16 protein-coding genes are annotated in these 20135 nt (G+C 27.9%); 3 read left to right on the top strand and 13 right to left on the bottom strand.

Annotated features, from left to right (window positions below; translation table 11 throughout):
- Nucleotides 1–39: 39 nt before the first annotated feature.
- Nucleotides 40–1452, bottom strand: coding sequence for a glycoside hydrolase family 1 protein (locus tag NG901_RS10290; RefSeq protein WP_252214199.1), 1413 nt, complete (start codon nucleotides 1450–1452; stop codon nucleotides 40–42).
- 87 nt (nucleotides 1453–1539) lie between these two features.
- Nucleotides 1540–3420 carry a beta-glucoside-specific PTS transporter subunit IIABC gene (locus NG901_RS10295; protein ID WP_252214201.1) on the bottom strand — a complete coding sequence of 627 codons (1881 nt, stop codon included), beginning with the start codon at nucleotides 3418–3420 and terminating at the stop codon, nucleotides 1540–1542.
- A gap of 302 nt (nucleotides 3421–3722) precedes the next feature.
- Between NG901_RS10295 and NG901_RS10300 the strand changes: the two genes are divergently transcribed.
- The 3 genes from NG901_RS10300 (at nucleotide 3723) to NG901_RS10310 (ending at nucleotide 5904) form a co-directional block, all read left to right on the top strand.
- Nucleotides 3723–3869 carry a hypothetical protein gene (locus NG901_RS10300; protein WP_252214204.1) on the top strand — a complete coding sequence of 49 codons (147 nt, stop codon included), beginning with the start codon at nucleotides 3723–3725 and terminating at the stop codon, nucleotides 3867–3869.
- Nucleotides 3870–4243: 374 nt separating this feature from the next.
- Nucleotides 4244–5581, top strand: a complete 1338-nt coding sequence (locus NG901_RS10305; protein WP_252214206.1) for an MATE family efflux transporter — start codon at nucleotides 4244–4246, stop codon at nucleotides 5579–5581.
- Between the two features lie 113 nt (nucleotides 5582–5694).
- Nucleotides 5695–5904, top strand: coding sequence for a cold-shock protein (locus NG901_RS10310; RefSeq protein WP_252214208.1), 210 nt, complete (start codon nucleotides 5695–5697; stop codon nucleotides 5902–5904).
- Between the two features lie 194 nt (nucleotides 5905–6098).
- Here the strand turns inward: NG901_RS10310 and NG901_RS10315 are convergent, their stop codons facing one another.
- From NG901_RS10315 to NG901_RS10365, 11 genes are all read right to left on the bottom strand, one after another.
- Nucleotides 6099–7568 (bottom strand): MFS transporter, encoded by a 1470-nt coding sequence (locus tag NG901_RS10315; protein WP_252214210.1) that lies wholly within the window; start codon nucleotides 7566–7568, stop codon nucleotides 6099–6101.
- Nucleotides 7569–7880: 312 nt separating this feature from the next.
- On the bottom strand, nucleotides 7881–9704 hold the full coding sequence (locus NG901_RS10320; protein ID WP_252214212.1) for an urease accessory protein UreH domain-containing protein: 1824 nt from the start codon (nucleotides 9702–9704) through the stop codon (nucleotides 7881–7883).
- A gap of 200 nt (nucleotides 9705–9904) precedes the next feature.
- Complete coding sequence (locus NG901_RS10325) at nucleotides 9905–11287, bottom strand: sensor histidine kinase (RefSeq protein ID WP_252214214.1); 1383 nt, start codon at nucleotides 11285–11287, stop codon at nucleotides 9905–9907.
- On the bottom strand, nucleotides 11284–11967 hold the full coding sequence (locus tag NG901_RS10330; protein ID WP_252214216.1) for a response regulator transcription factor: 684 nt from the start codon (nucleotides 11965–11967) through the stop codon (nucleotides 11284–11286). Before NG901_RS10330 ends, NG901_RS10325 begins: the two co-directional genes overlap by 4 nt.
- A gap of 350 nt (nucleotides 11968–12317) precedes the next feature.
- Entirely contained in the window at nucleotides 12318–14624 is a 2307-nt protein-coding gene (locus tag NG901_RS10335) for a glycoside hydrolase (protein WP_252214218.1), read from the bottom strand.
- A gap of 35 nt (nucleotides 14625–14659) precedes the next feature.
- Entirely contained in the window at nucleotides 14660–16033 is a 1374-nt protein-coding gene (locus NG901_RS10340) for a sensor histidine kinase (RefSeq protein WP_252214219.1), read from the bottom strand.
- Nucleotides 16023–16670, bottom strand: a complete 648-nt coding sequence (locus NG901_RS10345) for a response regulator transcription factor (protein ID WP_252214222.1) — start codon at nucleotides 16668–16670, stop codon at nucleotides 16023–16025. The genes NG901_RS10340 and NG901_RS10345 overlap by 11 nt, the downstream gene beginning before the upstream one ends.
- A gap of 290 nt (nucleotides 16671–16960) precedes the next feature.
- Nucleotides 16961–18229 carry a PTS sugar transporter subunit IIC gene (locus NG901_RS10350; RefSeq protein WP_252214224.1) on the bottom strand — a complete coding sequence of 423 codons (1269 nt, stop codon included), beginning with the start codon at nucleotides 18227–18229 and terminating at the stop codon, nucleotides 16961–16963.
- A gap of 47 nt (nucleotides 18230–18276) precedes the next feature.
- Nucleotides 18277–19371: a DUF871 domain-containing protein gene (locus NG901_RS10355; protein ID WP_252214388.1), complete on the bottom strand. Its 1095-nt coding sequence runs from the start codon at nucleotides 19369–19371 to the stop codon at nucleotides 18277–18279.
- A gap of 68 nt (nucleotides 19372–19439) precedes the next feature.
- The gene (locus tag NG901_RS10360) at nucleotides 19440–19754 is read right to left on the bottom strand and encodes a PTS sugar transporter subunit IIA (protein WP_252214226.1); all 315 of its coding nucleotides are present in this window, start codon (nucleotides 19752–19754) and stop codon (nucleotides 19440–19442) included.
- Between the two features lie 22 nt (nucleotides 19755–19776).
- The gene (locus NG901_RS10365) at nucleotides 19777–20088 is read right to left on the bottom strand and encodes a PTS sugar transporter subunit IIB (RefSeq protein WP_252214228.1); all 312 of its coding nucleotides are present in this window, start codon (nucleotides 20086–20088) and stop codon (nucleotides 19777–19779) included.
- Nucleotides 20089–20135: the final 47 nt, after the last annotated feature.

A 20135-nucleotide genomic window follows, 5' to 3' on the forward strand; every position in this document is an offset into this window, starting at 1 on the left:
CTTATTCACCCTCATTATCAATTATTTATTTATAAAGGTTTATAACTTTTCTCCATTGGTGTTTATAACATTCTTATACCAATTAAAGCTTTTTTTCTTTATTCTTCTTAAGTCTTTTAAATCAAATTCATCCCTATTAACATATATAAAACCATAACGCTTGCCATATCCTTGATGAGTGCTTACAACATCAATTGCAGACCATGGGCAGTATCCCATAACTTCTACTCCATCATTAATAGCTAACTTTAATTGTTCTAAATGTTTTCTAATATAATCAATTCTATACTCATCATTTATAATTTCATTTTCTTCTAATTTATCTGGTGCACCAATTCCATTTTCAGTAATTAAAATAGGTAAGTCATATCTTTCGCTTACTTTTCTTAAAGTCATTCTAAGACCTATTGGATCAACAACCCATCCATACTTTGTTTTATCTACATAAGGATTTTCAGCTGCACGATATACACCTTGTTCTCCTAACATTATTTGTTGATCCCCTGCTCTTGCTGATATATCAGATGAATCGCCTTTACTTGCAGCTATTGTTGCTGTTGAATAATAATTTATTGCTATAAAATCTGGTTTAGCATCTTTCATTATATCCATATCACCCTCTTTTATAATAGGTTCTAACCCTCTATCTACTAAATAACTCCAAGCTAGTTTATTATATTTACCTCTAACTGCCATGTCTAAAAAACTCCAACAACGAATAGTTTCCCAATTATGAGCTGCAATAGCATCTAGTGGATTACATGTTTCCCCATACATTGCTGTTGTATTAAGTGCTGGACCTATTTTGCCATTTTGGCACATTTTATGACATAACTGCATTACCTTTGCTTGAGCTAAAAGCATATGATGATTTTGCTGATATAATTCTTTTTTACTAGGTAACGTTCCTCCCTTTGGAATACCTATTGCACCTGGATGAAGTATCATTGTATTTTGTTCATTTATTGTTAACCAATACTTTACCTTTGATCCAAACCTCTCAAATAGCACTTTAGCATATTTAGAAAAAGCATCTATAGTATCTCTGTTACTCCAACCACCTTTTCCCTCTAATGCATATGGTAAATCAAAATGAAACATTGTAACTACTGGCTCTATATTATATTTATTTAACTCATCTATAAGATCATTATAGAACTTAATTCCTTTTTCATTAACTTCACCAGTTCCTTGTGGAATAATTCTAGTCCATGCTATAGAAAAACGATAAGCCTTTAACCCCATTTCTGAAAATAACTTCACATCCTCTTTAAATCTATGATAATGATCACTAGCAATTTTAAAGTCTGCTGCTCCTTCTGGATGATCACACATATCTATAACAGATAATCCTTTTCCATCTTCATTCCAAGCTCCCTCTACTTGATAAGCTGATGTAGATCCACCCCATAAAAAGTTTTCAGGAAATCCTTTTATATTATTATATATCATATTAGCTCAACCTTTCATCATAATATTTTAAGTGTGAAATCAGACTTTGATATTTTTTCAAAGTCTGATTTTTTATATTAATATTATCTACTCTGTAATTTTTATGATTTTTTCTCCAAAAGTTACTTTCTTTTCTTCTTCTCCTAATATATCTAAGTATTTATCTGAATTACAAATGACTATTGGAGTCACCATATCATAACCTAATTTTTTAATTTCTTCTATGTCAAAATTGATTAATTTATCTCCAACCTTAACTCTATCTCCGCTCTTAACAAATGATTCATAATGTTTTCCTTCAAGATTTACAGTATCAAGGCCTATGTGAATTAAAATTTCAGTTCCATTGTCACTTTCTATTGCAACTGCATGTTTTGATGCAAGTACAGTTTGAACTACTCCTGAAACTGGTGAAACTACATTCCCTTTATCAGGTACTATTGCCATCCCCTTACCTAAAAGTTCTCCTGAAAATACATCATCATTAACTTTGCTTAAAGGAATTAATTTTCCTGAAAGAGGACTTGCTATTTCCATTGAACAATTCATTTCTACTTTTTCTTCACTCTTTATTTCAGTAGAATTATTTTCTTCTACTTCTTCTTCATCAATTGGATCTTCAAAACCTATAATCCAAGTTAATACAAAAGTAACAACAAAGGCAATTGCACAAGTAATTAAAGCATGAACTATATTCATTGGATTTTCCCCTATAAATGCTGGAAGTGCTGCAAGTCCTGGTGAAACAAATGCATAACGTACAAGTCCTGAAAGCCCTGCATATATACCAGCACAACCTCCACCTATCATAGCTGCTATTAGTGGCTTTTTAAGTTTTAAAGTAACTCCATAAAGTGATGGTTCTGTTATACCTAGTAATGCTGTTATACCTGATGAAGCTGCAAGTTGTTTTAAATTTTTATTTTTACTTTTAACAGCAACACATAGAGTAGCTGCACCTTGTGCTATATTTGATGCTAACATACCAGGTCCATTAATCATTTCTGCTCCATTGTTAGTCAATTGCATTGTTGCAATTGGTGTCATTGCCCATGCTGTTCCAGTTACAACAAGGAAAGGTTGTAATGCTCCCATAAGTAATGGTATTAACCAGCTAGCTTTTCCATTAATAAATTCTGCTCCTGCTGCTACTAAATCGTTTAAATATGTACCAAAAGGTCCTATTGCGATTAAAGCAAGTGGTGCTGTAAGCAATAGAATTATTAAAGGTTTAGTAAAGAATTTTATAATTGATGGTGATACTTTTTCTGCAAATCTTTCTATGTAAGACATTGCCCATACAGTAATAATAATTGGTAATACTGAACCTGCATAATCAGTTAATTTTACAGGAATCCCCATAAAATGTACTGCTTCTCCAGATGCCATAAGTATGCCTAAGTTAGGATGTAATAATACTCCTGCAAGTGTCATAGCTAATATTGGACTACATTCAAACTTTATAGCTGCACCATATGCAAGTAATACTGGCATAAAGAAGAATGCTGCATCTGCAATGGTATTTAAAATATAATATGTTTGACTATCATCTGTTAATATACCTGTTAATGTTAAGATAGCTAATACTGCTTTTATCATACCAGCTCCAGTAATTGCTGGAATCATAGGAGTAAATGTTGTTGATATAACACTTATAAAACGAGAAACTATACTTTCTTTTTCTACATTTTCTTTATTTGATTTATTTTTTGAACTTTCAAGAGTTCCTGTTTCATTAAGTATAGCTCTATAGGCGGTTTGTACATCATTTCCAATAACAACTTGAAATTGTCCACCCTTATTAACTACACTTATAACTCCTGGTAGTTTTTCAATCTTTTCAGCTTCAACTTTTGACATATCATTAAATTCAAATCTAAGTCTAGTTGCACAATGTGTAAGCTTATTTACATTTTTTGATCCACCTACAAGTTCTAATACTTGAAGTCCTACTTTTTTATAATCCATAACTCTTCTCCTCCGTTTTTTAGAATAAAAAAGACCAAAATAAAATGTATTTCTTAATTAAAAGAAATGCATTTTTATTTCGGTCTTGCCTGCTTTACCAGTAACATGCCTTAACAAAAATGTGTTAAAACCCATGTAATCTTTTACTTGAGTAAATAATATCATATATTTTTTATATATTCAACATGTTTTTTAATATAAATTAAGTTTTTTTAATATATAATTTTAATAATTATGGATAAGCTAATATCGTAACATTTTTCTATAAAATATTATGAGCAAATTATAGAAGGAGGATTTATATGAAAAAGAAAACTCTTTACTCAAACAACAACATTGCTAATTCTGATCCTGCATCATCTAAATATGCTAAAAATGTAGATAATAAAAGTCATGAAGAAAGTCCTTATGGTGATAATGAACCCTCCCCTCGTACAACTTACAAATAAATTTTATACAAATTTTTAATCACTAATTTTACTGGCTTTTCGTTTGATATCTAGAGATATATTTATAAGTTTAAGATTTTTCATAGGATAATTTAATATCCTGTGAAAAATCTCTTTTCTAAATTTGCATGATAAACTTAAAATCCTCCTAAATCCATCTAATATATATCTTTTCTATTTATAAAGATATAAAAATAAAATTAATCCTGATCTATTGAAAAATATCCCAACCTGTACTATACTAAAAACAATTAATTATATTGTTTGATTTTTGCCGCCGGGTAAAAATGCTTTTACAAACATTCGTATTTCATACCATTAGGCCATTGAAGGTATGAAAATTCGAATGTTTTTTTATTTGGAGGGGTTAATTTATGAAAAAAAATTTTTTATATTTAAAATTTATGAAATTTATAACTTTAAATGTTATTGGAATGATCGGTCTTTCTTGCTATATACTTGCTGATACCTATTTTATTTCAAATGGACTTGGTACAAATGGACTAGCAGCCCTTAATCTTGCTATTTCTGTATACAGCTTTATTCACGCTACTGGACTAATGATAGGTATTGGTGGTGCTACAAAATTTACAATACTAAAGACTCAAAGTGAACATAGCAAAGCAAATGAAGTTTTTACTCATTGTATAATCTTAGGTATTGTTATTGGAATTATTTTTGCCCTTACTGGGATCTTAGGTTCTGAATCCTTAAGTAAATTTCTAGGTGCAAATAAAGAAACATTTGCTATGACAAACACTTACCTGAAAACTATATTTTTGTTTTCACCATGTTTTATTTTGAATAATGTTTTAATTGCTTTTATACGTAATGATAATTCCCCAAAACTTGCAATGGGAGGAATGATCCTTGGAAGCCTTTCTAATATTATTCTTGATTATATTTTTATATTCCCACTAAACTTAGGAATGTTCGGAGCAGCCTTTGCAACAGGACTTGCTCCAATAATTAGTATAGTATTATTATCATTACATTTTGTTAAAAATAAAAATAATTTTTCCATTAAAAAATGTAAATTTGATTTAACAATATTTAAAAATATCATTAATCTTGGACTTTCTTCATTTGTAACAGAGATATCCTCTGGAATTGTGCTTATAACATTTAATATTGTCATTTTAAATATTGCAGGTAATATAGGTGTTGCAGCTTATGGAATTATAGCCAATTTAGCTCTTGTAGCAATAGGTATATTTACTGGAATAGCTCAAGGAGTGCAACCTCTTATTAGTAATAGCTATGGTAACAAAAATTTTCTACAGCTAAAACAACTATTAAAATATTCAATTACTTTATCACTTATAATTTCAGTGATAATTTATTTTACAATCAATCTATTTTCAAATGAATTAATTTCACTTTTTAATAGTGAAAATAACTCTCTATTAAAGACTTATGCAACAACAGGACTTTCACTATATTTTATTGGATTTATCTTTGTTGGAATTAATATTGTTATAATTTCATTTTTAAATTCTATTGAAAGTTCTAAAGTAGCATTTATTATCTCCTTAATAAGAGGCTTTATTGCTATTATTCCACTAGTGCTTATACTATCATCATTTTTGGGCTTAACTGGTGTATGGCTTGTATTTCCAAGTGTTGAAGCTGTAACTACTTTAATAGCTATAATTTTATTAAGACATTCAGGCATAACAATTGCTCAAAATAACGAAGTAACTGATATTTAGCAAATTCTTGATACTTTCCAAATGGACAAACTATTTCTATATATAAAATAATAAAAATAAATTTTAAGCAAATACTAATATTGAAAACTTTATTTAAGAAGGAGAGATAGTTTATGGCTAGTAGAACAGGCACAGTTAAATGGTTCAATGCTGAAAAAGGATATGGTTTTATTTCATGTGATGAGGGAGATGACGTTTTTGCACATCACTCACAAATTAAAGAAAATGGTCCTGAAAAAGACCTACATGAGGGTGAAAGTGTAACTTTTGATATACAAGATGGTGAAAAAGGTCCCATGGCAACAAATATACAAAAATTATAAATTACTTTAAGACTTGGCTCTGTTTTTGTAGAATGTTGATATATCTATAAGGGTAGATAGCTCTGTAAATAATTTTGTGTAAACTCAAAAAATGAACTCCTTCTTGGTAATAATTATGATAACAAATCATTACAAGAAGGAGTTTTTATGAGATATAATCTTCGTCAACCAATTACATAATCATTTGATGATACCTATATAGACTGTTCAGTAATTTTAGATTCATTACTTTTTTGAATATTCCTTATCTGCAATTTATCAATTAAAGATATTATAAATCCAATAATGCATCCTATTGCTGCAAGAAAATATACCCACCTCATGCCATATATAAATACATCTCCTCTGCCTTCAACATAACCCAATACTCTATATCCTATTTTATAACTCATTCTGTTATACAATACAGTAGTTGAAAATGAAACTCCGAAAACAAATCCTAAATTTCTAATAAGAGCATTTATTCCACCAGCTATTCCCAGTTTACTTTTTTCAACTGAAGACATTACTAAAGTATTATTAGGAGATTGGAAAATTCCATTACCTAAAGCTACTATAGATATAACACTAATAATTATTAGAAATGATGATTGCTCGTTTAAAGTTGTCATAGCAAATAAACCTATAGAACTTATAATAAGACCACTTAAAGTAAGTATCTTACTTCCTATTTTATCTGCTAAATATCCACTTAATGGAGCTATAACAGTTAAAACAATAGGATAACCCATCATAATAAACCCTGTTGTGCCTGGCGATAATTCCAATACATCTTGAAGGTAAAAAGGTTGTATTATATTTATACAACTAATTCCTACAAATGATAAAAAAGCACAAAATACATTGATAGAAAAAACTCTATTTTTAAATATTGATAAATCTACAAGTGGATCTTCTATTCTTAATTCTAATATAATAAATATAATAAAACTAACTAAAGCTATTATAAATGATAGAATTACTGTTATATGATTATAGCCAATCTTTTGTCCTGTAAGTAGTCCCTCAAATAATGAAACTATGCATATAAGAAAAAGTAAGGCTCCCTTATAATCTAAAGTTTGCTTTGTATTTATGTTTATTTTATCCTTAGGTAAATATTTCATTGCTGCTATAAAAGCTAATGTTCCTATTGGAACATTTATTAAAAATATGTACTCCCAGCTTACTATCGATATTATTAATCCTCCTAAAGGTGGTCCAAGTAAAGTTCCAAGTGCTACAAAGGTTCCAGAGATTCCAAGTGCTCTTCCTCTTTCATTCTTTGGAAACGTATGTGTTATAATTCCTTGACTTGTGGACATAGTCATAGCTGCACCTATTCCTTGAACAATTCTTGAAAATGTTAAAAAATTAAGCGTAGTTGATATTCCGCATAATAAAGAACCTAAAACAAATATTATAAATCCATATTTAAATACACTTGTTTTTCCTTTTATATCCCCTAATCTTCCAAATATAAGTATAGTTGCAGAAATCACTATAAGATATGTTGTAACCACTTGCTGTATACCAGCCATAGATGTTGAAAGATCCTTTGCCATAACAGGTAGTGCTACATTTATTATGCTACTATCAAGACATGCCATAAATGGTGACATAACTACTATGGCAAGGATTATCCAATTATTTTTGCTTATATTACTTTTTTCAGTTTTAGTCATACTTAATTTGTATCCCCTTCCTCATTTTATTCTTTAGTTTATTTAATACATACCATAAAGATATTATTTCCACTAAAAATTATAACATAAGACATATGAAAAAAAATAGTAGCTCAAAGCCAATGACACTTTAATATCATTAGCTTAATTGTAATTCTTTGATAATATTATTTATTTAATCAATTTATTTAATTTATATTAAAAATTCATTTAAATAGTAATTACGTTTTAATGTATAGATTTCTTTATATATCTTTTTACAGTACACTCAACACTTATATATGAGTAGGATTATTATTATCACCAATTAACTTATTCGTTTATATATTTACCACGAACTTCTTTTAAATTAACATTTTCTAATGAATCAGTTACTTCAATTGCAACTTCTGCTATATTATCTTTGAAAATAACATAAGTTCCTATTTTGTCTATCTTAAATTCAACATTTACAATATCTTTTTTGCCTATAAATGAAGTTACCTGCTCACCACTATCTACATTTAATATTATAAAATTACCATTGGGATTATCAAATGAGTTAAGATCTATAGATAGTTTTGTTTTTATTCCATTTTGTAATACTATTGCAAGTGGTTCAAAGTCATAACCTGTTCCCTTAATATTTAGACTTTGTATATCTCCTGAAATATTAGCTTTTTTAATTAATCTATCAGTAGAAACTTTGCTTAAATCATCACCATATATACTTGTTTTTTGTTGAGCTGTAGACTCTGTTGTTCCACCAGTACAGCAACTCATTCCACTACTTGGAGCTGGAACTGATGAATCTTTCTTAGAAGTGTCTACAGAATCAAGATTATCTGTTACTTTTATTACCCCTCTAATCATTCCCATCCAGCAGCTAAAGTTTATGTCACCATCATTTGGAGTAAATTCTATTATATTTTCACCAGACTTTAAAGTTTTTTGTATATTTAAAGATGGAACTACTATTGCATTATTACAAGAATTTATTTGACTTCCTGTAATAATCCATTTAACAGGTATACCTCTTTGAACATAAAAGGCATTAGGAGTATAACCACTATTATCAGCTGTCATCCTAATTACTTGAACTCCATTTTCAATGGTTGCTTTGCCTATATTAGATTGTGATGCTCTAACTTCAGTTCCTGAAAAATTTTGTGCTAATGTGTTAACATTAGGCATTCCAACACCTGCAAGTGCTAACCCTCTGTTCCCCATTATTAATCCAAGTATTACCACTAAAATTCCACTAAACTTTAAAAGTTGTTTTGTATAACCCTTACTTAAGAAACCTGATATAGCTCCAAATGCTAGCATCAAAGGAACTGTTCCTAAAGAAAACAAAAACATTGATATAGCTCCAGTTATAGCACTGCCAGTACCTAATGCATAAAGCTGCATTGTTTGAAGTGGTCCACAAGGCATTAATCCATTTAACATACCAACTAAAAATGATGATTTAGATTTATTTTTTATATTGCATGAAGACCATGGCAATTTAATATTAAATTTTCTAAATAAAGAGAAACCAGTCATATTTAATCCCATTATTACCATAAATAATCCTGCAAATATTTGAAGTCCAGCTTTTACATTAAGTGATAAGGATAATACAGAACCTAAAGCCCCTACAATACCACCTATGATGGTATATGATGTTACTCTTCCCGCATTATATAGAATTGAAGGCATTAAAATTTTAAATTTATTCTGCTTTTCATTTACAATACTATTTTTAGATAAGCTTTGTGTAAGCATTATACCCCCGCACATACCAACACAATGGATAGAAGTAAGCATGCCGACAATAAATAATACTACATAAGATGCATTGTTTAGCTTAGCACTCATATCAAAGCCGGTTGTTGAATTACCAAGGAGTAAAACAGCTGCAGCTACAACTAAAAAACCTGTAATTTTAATAGTGCTTGAATTTTTAGTACTATACCCTGCTTTATTAATAGCTTCATTTAATTGTTCTTTAGTACAAAGTACGTTATCATATTCAACAATTACTTGCTGAGAACTATAACTAGCCATTACATTTACAACGCCATCAACCTTCTTTAATGCTTTTTCTATTCTACTTTCACATGAAGTACATGTCATATTATAAACTTTAATTATTTCTCTTTTAATAGTCATACTATCTCACCTCTTATATAATTTTTATTTCACCAATATGTTTTAATTAAAATTCCATCTTATGAAATGAATTATAATAAAAAGTTATGAAGATTTTATGTTTATATTAAAAATAGCACAGATTTTTTCTGTGCTATTTTTGATAACTACTAAAATAAAATTTATATTTTTCTACTGATATTATACTATTTTATAATTTACTATGTGATTTCATTATTTTTCTTTATACATACTATAAATTTAGTTCCTATATTTTCTTTACTTTCTACATCAATAGTTGCAGCATGCAATGTTAGTATTTTCTTTACAATCGTAAGACCAACTCCGTTACCTTCAATTTTGTGTCTACTCTTATCTCCACGATACATCCTTTCAAAAACATATGGCAAGTCTTCTTTTTTAATACCAATACCATTGTCCTTAATTTCAATTCTAACAAAATTTATATCACTATTAACATTAACCCATACAGTTCCATTTACATAATTAAATTTAATTGCATTAGAAATAAGATTTATAAATACTTGTTTTAATTTATCATAATCACCTAATACTATAAGATTTTTGCTTTCATCTTCATTTATAAGTAATTCTATATTTTTTTTTGTTGCTGCAATTGAAAAGTCGTCTATTACTGTTAAAAGTAGTTGCTCTATATTAACTAAACCTAAATTGAGTGCTATTTCATCAGATTCAATTTGTTTTAGTTCATTTAAGTTATTTAAAAGCTTACCAAATCTCACTACTTCATCATTTAAGTTAATGAGCTTATCAATAGTTATAGGTATAATGCCATCTATCATTGCTTCTAAATTATTCTGAAGTACATTTAAAGGAGTTCTTATTTCATGAGATATATCTGCAATAAGCCTCTTTCTTAGTAAATCTTGACTATTTAACTTATCACCTAAAGAATTTATGCTCTCAGTTAAGTTTCTAATTTCTTCAATGCTACTTTTTATATTTGATTTTGAGTTATAATTTCCTTTTGATAAACTTACAGAAGTTTTTGCAACTGATTTTATAGGTTCAGAAAATTGCTTTGATAAAATTAAACTTATAACTGCTACTATTACTAAAGTTAATATACCACTAAATACAATCCCCTTATTAATCTGTCCCTTAAAACTTAGATCTTCTTGAGAAAGTAAAACAGGTGAGTATTGACCAACTATAATATATCCCACTGTTTTTTCATTAACATTTATATCAAAAGTGTTAGAAGTATAAATTCCTGTTTCTTCTTTACCGTTTATTGTCATATGATTTTTATATTGTATATCCTCATGATTCATCTGCCAAACAACTTTTTTATTTTCATCTAAAAGAGTTAAACAATAATTACTCATATATGCTTCGTGCATCATTTCTTCCCCTGAAGTTTTATTCCAATTACCATCACTTCTATAAACTTGTTGAAAATATTCTACCAATCTTGTGTTTCTTTTAGTTTGTATATCCTTCATGTATTTATTAAAAGTGTTTGTTATTGTCATATTTATAATTAAAGCTGATAAAAGTACTGAAACTATGGAACAAAAAATTAAAATAAAACTTAAGCGTTCTCTAACATTTTGTTTCATATTTCATCACCAAACTTATAACCAATTTTGGTAACAGTAATTATGTATCTTGGAGATTTACTGTCTTCTTCAATCTTTTTACGTAGATTCTTAATGTGTACATCAATAATTCTATCTGAGCCATCAAAATCAATACCGAATACTCTTTCTATTATAGCTTCTCTTGAAAATACTTTTCCTTTGTTTGAAGCTAAAACATATAATATATCAAACTCATTTGGAGTTAAACTTACTTCTTGCATATTTAATTTAACTACTCTTTTTTCATTATCTATTGTTAATTTACCATCATCAAGAAAAAGAATATTATCATTACTTTCACCAATTCTTCTAAACAAAGCATTTACACGTGCAGTAAGTTCTCTTGGACTCAATGGTTTTGTTAAATACTCATCTGCACCAATATTTAACCCCTCAATTTTATCACTTAATGTACTCTTAGCAGTTAACATAAAAATATATACATCTGATATTCTTCTAAGTATTTTACAAACTTCCTCTCCATCTATATCTGGTAGCATTAAATCTAAAATAACAAGATCAATTTTTTCTTTTCTAAAAATTTCAATTCCATCTAGTCCATTTTCTGTAGAATACACTCCATATCCTTCTTTTTCTAGGTATGCCTTTAAAACTTCTGATACACTTTTTTCATCTTCAATTATTAAAATGTTATTCATTACTATCACTCCATAAAGTTTTTATTAATATTACATTATCATAAACTTATAAATTTTATATGTAAATGATATATATTACATATAAATTCCTTTGCCAATGAATAACTCAATTGTTTGAGTATCAAATACATTCACCTCTTTAACGATTTTCCTATATTAAGCTACAATACTTTACTCTATAATATATGTAAATACATTTAAGATCTTATTAGCAGTTATAGTTCTTAGGTAAATAGAAAAATACCTGTAGAACAATAGAGTAAAAAGGAGCTACTTATGCTTAATAAAATTAAACATAAATAACCCCTCTAAAATAATAATATTACTTAATTAAATATTTGAGCTTTATATTATTCACCTTGCGGTGTATATATAACTTTATCATTACCATCTATTATTATAAGAGATTTTGCTGGTATTTTTTCTCCTTCAGCATTTACTTCATTATTTGAGAAATTACACACTACTTTTATACCATCTTCATATTGAGTCATTTGAACCAATTTATCATCTGATAATATTTTGTAATCAGTCATTTCTTTATTTATTACTTTTTTACTAAAATCTGACCAAACTTTGCTATGTTTAATTATTATTTCTTTGTGCTCTACCCATTCATTTTTATCTAAATGATATAATGGTGGTACATTATAAAGGACTTCATATAACATTCTATTTTCTATCTCATCTTTTATTTTTAGTGTTCCCCATCCCCACCAATGTGTTGTTATAACTGAATCATTATAAACTAATTTATATAATGGAATAGTATAAGTTGTATCTAAAAATATTTTTTTATATTTGTCCTTTAATGGAATTTGTTTTGAGAACATTTCTGGTACGCCATTAGTATTGGAATAATATCTGCCAACATAATATTCACTATCTTTATTTTTATTCATATCCTTATCCATCCAAGAAAATGATGGTGTTTCTATTCCCTGTGCAAAAGCTATATTTTTGCTTGCAAAATCATTTCCACCTTCAGTACCAACTACCATGTTGTACTCTTTTTGAAGATAATCCATTCTTTCAAGTCTTGCTTTTATATCTTCTTCTTCAGTTGTAATATGATTTGATGAATAATCATCAAAAATTTCTCCAGTTCCATCTGTATCTAGGAACCATGAATTAAATTGTAATCCTGTATTTAAAATTGATGTTACTCTTTCCTTTACACTAGGCATTGCTAAAGTTGGATTTAACTTTCTTCCTACACCTTGGAATCCTTCAATTTTCTTTCCATCCTTTTTGGCTACAGTAGCTTCCTCAAAAAGAGATTTATCATTAAATTTAGCTGTTATCCATTGTTCTTCCCCTGGTTTGTGAATTGAATGATATGAGTCATAAGTTCCTATTAAATATCCTGCTTTATTTGCACTTTCCACAAGTTCAGGCTTTATAAAACCTTCTTGCCAATCATCTAGTCCAAGCCACATATTATCTAACCCTGAATTTTTCATATCTTCTATTACATCAACAGTGTTAGCATCAGACCATTTTTCAATAGGTACTAAATCATCTGATAGTACACTTTTTAACAATCTTTTATTTAAATTTATAAGTTCTACTGAATTTAAGTTATCAATACCTTTGTCTACTAAAACTTTGCTTTCATTATCTAAATTAGTGAAAATTTCAGAATTATAGAACTCTTTTAATTGCAATATTTCATTAAAACCTTTAAGCATTCTATTTTTAGTATACTTATCTGTATAATCTAACTTTTGAAATTCATCAAAAGCTGTTGCAAGCTCACCCCCATCTAAAACTTTTGTATTCAATAAATTTTGTATCCAAAGTTTTATATTTTGAGGCATATTTTCTCTTAATCTATTCCACTTAATATTTTCTTCTGATATAACATTTCTGTCCCAAAAATACGCATGTGGTGCTCCATATAGTTTTTCAATATTTTTATTTTCTTTAGCTTTCTCTTCTAATGTTTTAAAGTTATCATTTTCAATTAAATAATTTTTATATGTTTTAGCGATATCTACAGGACTATTTTTAGTTAAGTAGACTCTAAAACCATATTCTTTATTTTTATTTATAGATGGGTATTCATGATTAAATGTAAACTTTATATTTTCTTTAGTATCAAAAGTAATATTGTTGTTATATGGATTTTTAATTATATATAATAACGAATAATCTTTCTTACTTGCTGCAAAAAACTGCATTGAAAAAGATTCTATAACTTTCATTTCAGATTCATTTAAATACTCTTTCCAAACTAAATCATTGCTTGGAATATACTTACCCTGATTTAGTGGAAGCATATAGCTTTCTCCGCTTACATTAGGCCAAGAAAATTTATTCTCCTCATCTTTAGTAGATTTTATAGAAATATCTAAGTAATTATTTTGTTTTTTAACATCAACATTTAAATTTTTCTCATCGTATTTCCATGACACTTCATCACCATTATTTTTCAGATCAGATACCTTCATATTTTCTAATGGTTCTGAAACTATTTCATTCACTCCATTTGATTCAACTTCAACCTTAAATGTTTCTGGATCTACTTTAAAAGTAAAATCTAAATCTTCTACCTTTGAATAAAGCTTATTATTAATTTTATCTTTGTTTATGCATCCCATTAAAACTGTTGTAGCGCATGATACCGCTAGTATTAAAGATATTACTCTTTTCATTATTATCACCTCTTAAACAAAATAGCTTAAGAATGTTACATGAATGTTACATAAAACTCAATACTATCACCTTTTAAATTAAATCCAAAATCAAAGTTATATTTTTCTAATATACTTTTTATTATTGATAAACCTAACCCTGTTCCCGATATGTTTTTATTCCTTGATTTTTCTAATACACAGAAAGGTTGCCATATTTCATTTAAATTATATTTTTCTCTGTCTTCTATACCATTTGATATGAAAAATTCTACTTTCCCTAAAGTTTCTAATAATTTTATTTCAATACTATTATTGCTAGTATATTTTATAGCATTAGTAATAAAATTATTTAATACTACCTCAATATCTTCTTCATCAGCATATATGATATATTCTTTCTTTTCATCAAAATTTAAATATAGTTTTATATCACTTTCTTTAAGAATAAGCTGATATTTTTTTATTATATCTTTAATATTTTTTCCTATGTCAAAAGTTGAATTATTCCTTAGTTTATTTTCTAATTTTGCCCAAAATAATAATTTTTCTATTAAATAATCCATTTCATCAATTTGCTCTTGTATTGTATTTATATATGTACCGTCATCTAATCCATCTTCTAATCCCTGACTGTATACTTTAATCAAAGCTAAAGGTGTTTTTAATTCATGAGATATATCTGAAATTAATTCCTTCAATCTTTTATTTTTTATATTAATTTCACTATGAGCTTTCTCTAGACTTTCACTCATGCTATTTATACTTATTGCAAGTTCTTCTATTTCATCATTAGTATGTATTTCTTCTTTTCTAAAATTCAACTCAGAAATATCCCTAGATAATTTTTTAAGATGCTCTAATGGATTTATTATTTTTTTTGATATTATGGCGCATAATATAATAATTATAATTATAGATAACATATTTAAGTATATGTTGAATTTATTTACACTGCTTATAGTCTCATCAATATAAGGGATGGATAATCCTATTGCAAATATATATGAATCTTTCTTTACAAATTTTGTTAACATCCTATATTTAGGTACGCCTTGATCATATATCTTATTAATGCTTCTATTATTTATATTATTTAGTGTTTCTTCAGTAACCCAAAATTTATTTAATTTAACCTTCTTTAAATTAAAATTTGAAATTAAATTTTCATTTATATTATTCAAATTATCATTTAAGTCTCCATATACGATGACAACACTGTTTTCTTGTTCTATTTTAGGTATATCATCAATTAGTACATCTATGTCTTCTGTTAATATTTGATTTTCTACACTATTTAAAATTTTACGTTTTTCAAATATATAATATTTTCCCACAAAGAATAAGTTTATTAATATAGAAATTATTAAAACTATAATCACAACTGAAGCTATGCTAACAGTAAGCTTTCTGCTTATCTTAATTTTCATCAACCTCCAAACTATAACCTATTCCTCTATATGTTTTTATATTATCTTCTCCTATTTTTGCCCTTAATCGCCTTATATGAGTATCCACTGTTCTATAATCTCCAATATAATCAATTCCCCACACTAAATCTATAAGTTTATCTCTCGATAAGATAATACCTTTATTTTTCATAAAAACTAAAAGAAGATCATATTCTATTTTAGTTAGTTTTAAAATTTCATCATTTTTATATACTTTTTGTTCATTAATATTTAATTTAATACCATTAACTATCATTTTTTCATTAAAATTCACAAGTTTTTTAGCTCTTAATAAAAGTATTCTTGGATCAAATGGTTTTTTTACATATTCATCTGCCCCACAATTTAATGCTTCTATTTCATCATCATTTTGAGATTTTGCAGTTAATATTAGTACCTTTGCAGTACTGTTTTCCTTTATATATCTGCAAGCTTCTATTCCACTAATTTTAGGCATCATCCAATCTAACACTGCTATATCTATCTTATTTGAATGAAATATTTCTAATGCCATTTCACCATCTTCTGCCACAAAAGTATTAAATCCTTCTCTTTTAAAATAAGCTTCTAGTATTTTAAGCATCTGCTTTTCATCATCTGCAATCAATATATTCAATCTATACCGCTCCTTTTTTGTGCATCATATACATTAATTATATCCTATTAAATAAAGAAATAATATTATTTAGGTTTTAATCCTTATCCTTAAAATAAAATTATAATTTAAGTTATCTACAAATTTTTCAATAATATAATTTCCTAAATAATAAAAAAATTAGCACCTCAGAAAAACATTCTGAAGTGCTTTTTGTAAATAAATTGTTTTATAAAATGGGCTAATTTTGAGAGGATAATTTATATGATATTAAACTACTATATAATTAGTAGGATAAAGCTTTAATAAATTTATTGGTTATTTTTTAGTTCTTGTCTTCCTGCTACATAAACAAATGGAAGATATATTAATACACTAATAACTAAACAAATAAGAGCTGTAACTCCACCCCTAATTGAGTTAGTAGAGAATATTGCACCTAAAATTGGAGGTGTTGTCCATCCTGCCATAATTGAAACTTTTGGTACAAAGTGTATTGCTGTTAAACCATATGCTGTTAATGCAGATACTAATGGTGCTAACATAAATGGAATAAAGTACATTGGATTTAATATTATTGGCATACCAAAAATTATTGGTTCATTAATATTAAAACATCCTGGTGCTAAGCTTAAATTTGCAATCATCTTTTGTTGAGATCCTGATTTCTTTCCTAAAATATATATCGCTATAATTAATGCAATAGTAGCTCCTGATCCACCCATATTTACATATGAATCTAAAAATTGACTACTTACAATATATTTTGGTTCTACTCCTGAATTAATTGCTTCTGTATTTAAAACAAGCAATGGAAGTAGTAGCGCATTTATAATTGGTGCAAGTATATTAGAACCATGTAATCCAAAGAACCATAGTAATTGAGATACAAAAATTATAAGTAATACTCCACCTAAACTACCTGCAACACCTTGTAGTGGTTTTTGTAGTGCTAAGAATAATGCCTGATGAACATCTGGTATATTTATAACTATTAATAATTCCTTAACTCCAGCTGTTAAAGCTAAAACTATAATTGATGGCAATAAAGCTGCAAAAGATTTAGAAACTGCTGGTGGAACTCCCTCGGGCATCTTTATAATTAATTTAGGATTTCCTGATAACTTAACAAAAATTTCTGTAACAACTAATGCTACTATTATAGATATAAATAGTCCTTGAGCTCCTAAGAAAGTAAATGGTAATGCACCTTCAGCATTTGTTGCATATAAAAGCATTGCAGATCCTAATGATAATATACCTGCTGCTAATGGATCCTTATCATATCCTTTTGCCAAATGATAAGATATTGTAAATACTATTAATATTGACATAACACCAAAAGAACCATTAGAAATAGCTACACCCCAAGCTTTCCATCCCACTGGTAATAGCCAATCCAGAAAGTTTTGATACCATTTAAAACCTAAATTATTAAATAATACTGCAAATGCTCCTGCCATAATTAATGGTGTTATTGTTGCAAACCCATCACGTATTGCTACTAAATGCCTTTGAGCACCTATTTTAGCTGCGATAGGTACAAAATGCTCTTCCATCCAATCAAAAAATTTTTTCATAGACCTTTTCCTCCTTACTTAGGTATATTTTTTTATTCTTATAACTTTTAACCTTTTACTTCTCTAAAACAAAAACTTGTCCAAGGTTCTATATAATTTAATAAAAATACTTCTTCATCAACTACCTTTCCAACCACATTTGTTTTTCCACTATTTTTCATATCCTTTAATGCAACTTGAAGTTCACCTGCATATCTAGTGTATAAATCCGAATCTATTAATAAATCTCCTCTTTTTATATTTGGAGTATTAACTGCTGGAAAGCGCTTATCTTTATATTTAACTCTACTTTGCGTAGACCTTATCATGTATTCTGATACATCACCTCTATTGTAATGAAATTCTTCAAGAACTATCTTTTTATCAAGTTCTGTTGCAGTTTCATCAAATTCAATATTAAGCATTAATTTTTCTTTATTTATTTCACTTAATATCTTTAATTCCTGTTCTGATGCAAAAGAATTTGCTATTATTACATCATCTATAAGTCCTGTTGCTAAAAAATGTTTAGCTTGTACATCTATTGGTAAGTTTCTATGCATTTCTAAAGTACATAACCCTTCTGATACAGGCCAAGGTCCATACTTGGCTTCTTTAGAATTTACAAAGGCGGCTGTTCTTAATCCAAGTTCCTTAAATTGTTTTGAACACTTAATAAAATGTTCAAGTGAAAGACCTGTATATTTATGAGGATAGAAATTATGACATCCATATAGATTATCAATATTGGATTTGTAAGATAAAATATTATCTATATACTTAGTCCCATTGCTCATATTAAGTTCTATTTTTAATCCATACTCATTAAAACTCATGATAGATTCCTCTAATCCACTAAAGCCTAAGTCTAGCCTTATTCCATCTAATCCAATATCTTTAAACACTTTTAGGTCATATATAGATGCCCCTAAACTTTTAAATACACTTGGATCTAAATCTGCAATCACCTCCATATTTTCTTCTTTAGCTGCACATAACATAGTTTTGAAATCACTAATTACATCTTCAGTGTTTTTATCAGCTACAGAAATTAAGCATGTAAAGATTCTTTTAAATCCATATTTGCCAGCTAAATGTATATACTTCACAATTTCATTTATATCTGCATGATTAGGATAAACTGAAATCCCGAGTCCTATCATTCTTTCATCCCCCATTCCATATAATAAGCTCCTATTGTTGGAGATACTTCTTCATCTAATTAACTTTATTACTTATTTAGCTTATCATCAAATTTCTCATACATATCTATGAATTCAATAGCAAGAGATTTTACTGTCATGCTTGTCATCAAATGATCTTGAGCATGTACCATAAGCAATGACACCTCTATTTTTTCTCCACCAGCTTCTTTTTGTATTAAAGATGATTGAACATTATGAGCTTTTGACATTTCTTCATCAGCTTTTTCTATCAATTCCCTAGCTTTATTTAAATCTCCCTTTTTAGCACATTGAATTGCTTCCATTGAATAACTTCTAACTTCCCCACTATGAACTATAAGATTCATTATTATTTCTTCCATATAGTTTCTCCCCTTTTTTTGATTATTTATTATCTATAAGTTCTAAAGCCCTTGCTAGTACTTTCTTTCCATTCATTGTTCCATAATCAATAGTGTTTATAACTTCTACTGGCACATTCTTATCAGCTAGGCTTTTTTGAAATTGTTTTAATAAAAATCTAACTTGTGGCCCTAATAATAAAATATCAATATTATCTATATGATCTTTAACTTGTGCTTCTCCTGTTGCTTCTATACTACATTCAATTCCCTTCTCTTTTGCTGCTGCTTGCATTTTTGAAACTAATAAACTAGTAGACATTCCTGCACAACAAACTAACAATATCTTTTTCACTTAAAATCCTCCTTTAAATTTACAGTTTTATGTTACAGTTTTATATT

Source organism: Clostridium sp. CMCC3677 (genome assembly GCF_023845585.1).
Classification (GTDB): Bacteria; Bacillota; Clostridia; order Clostridiales; family Clostridiaceae; genus Clostridium; species Clostridium aquiflavi.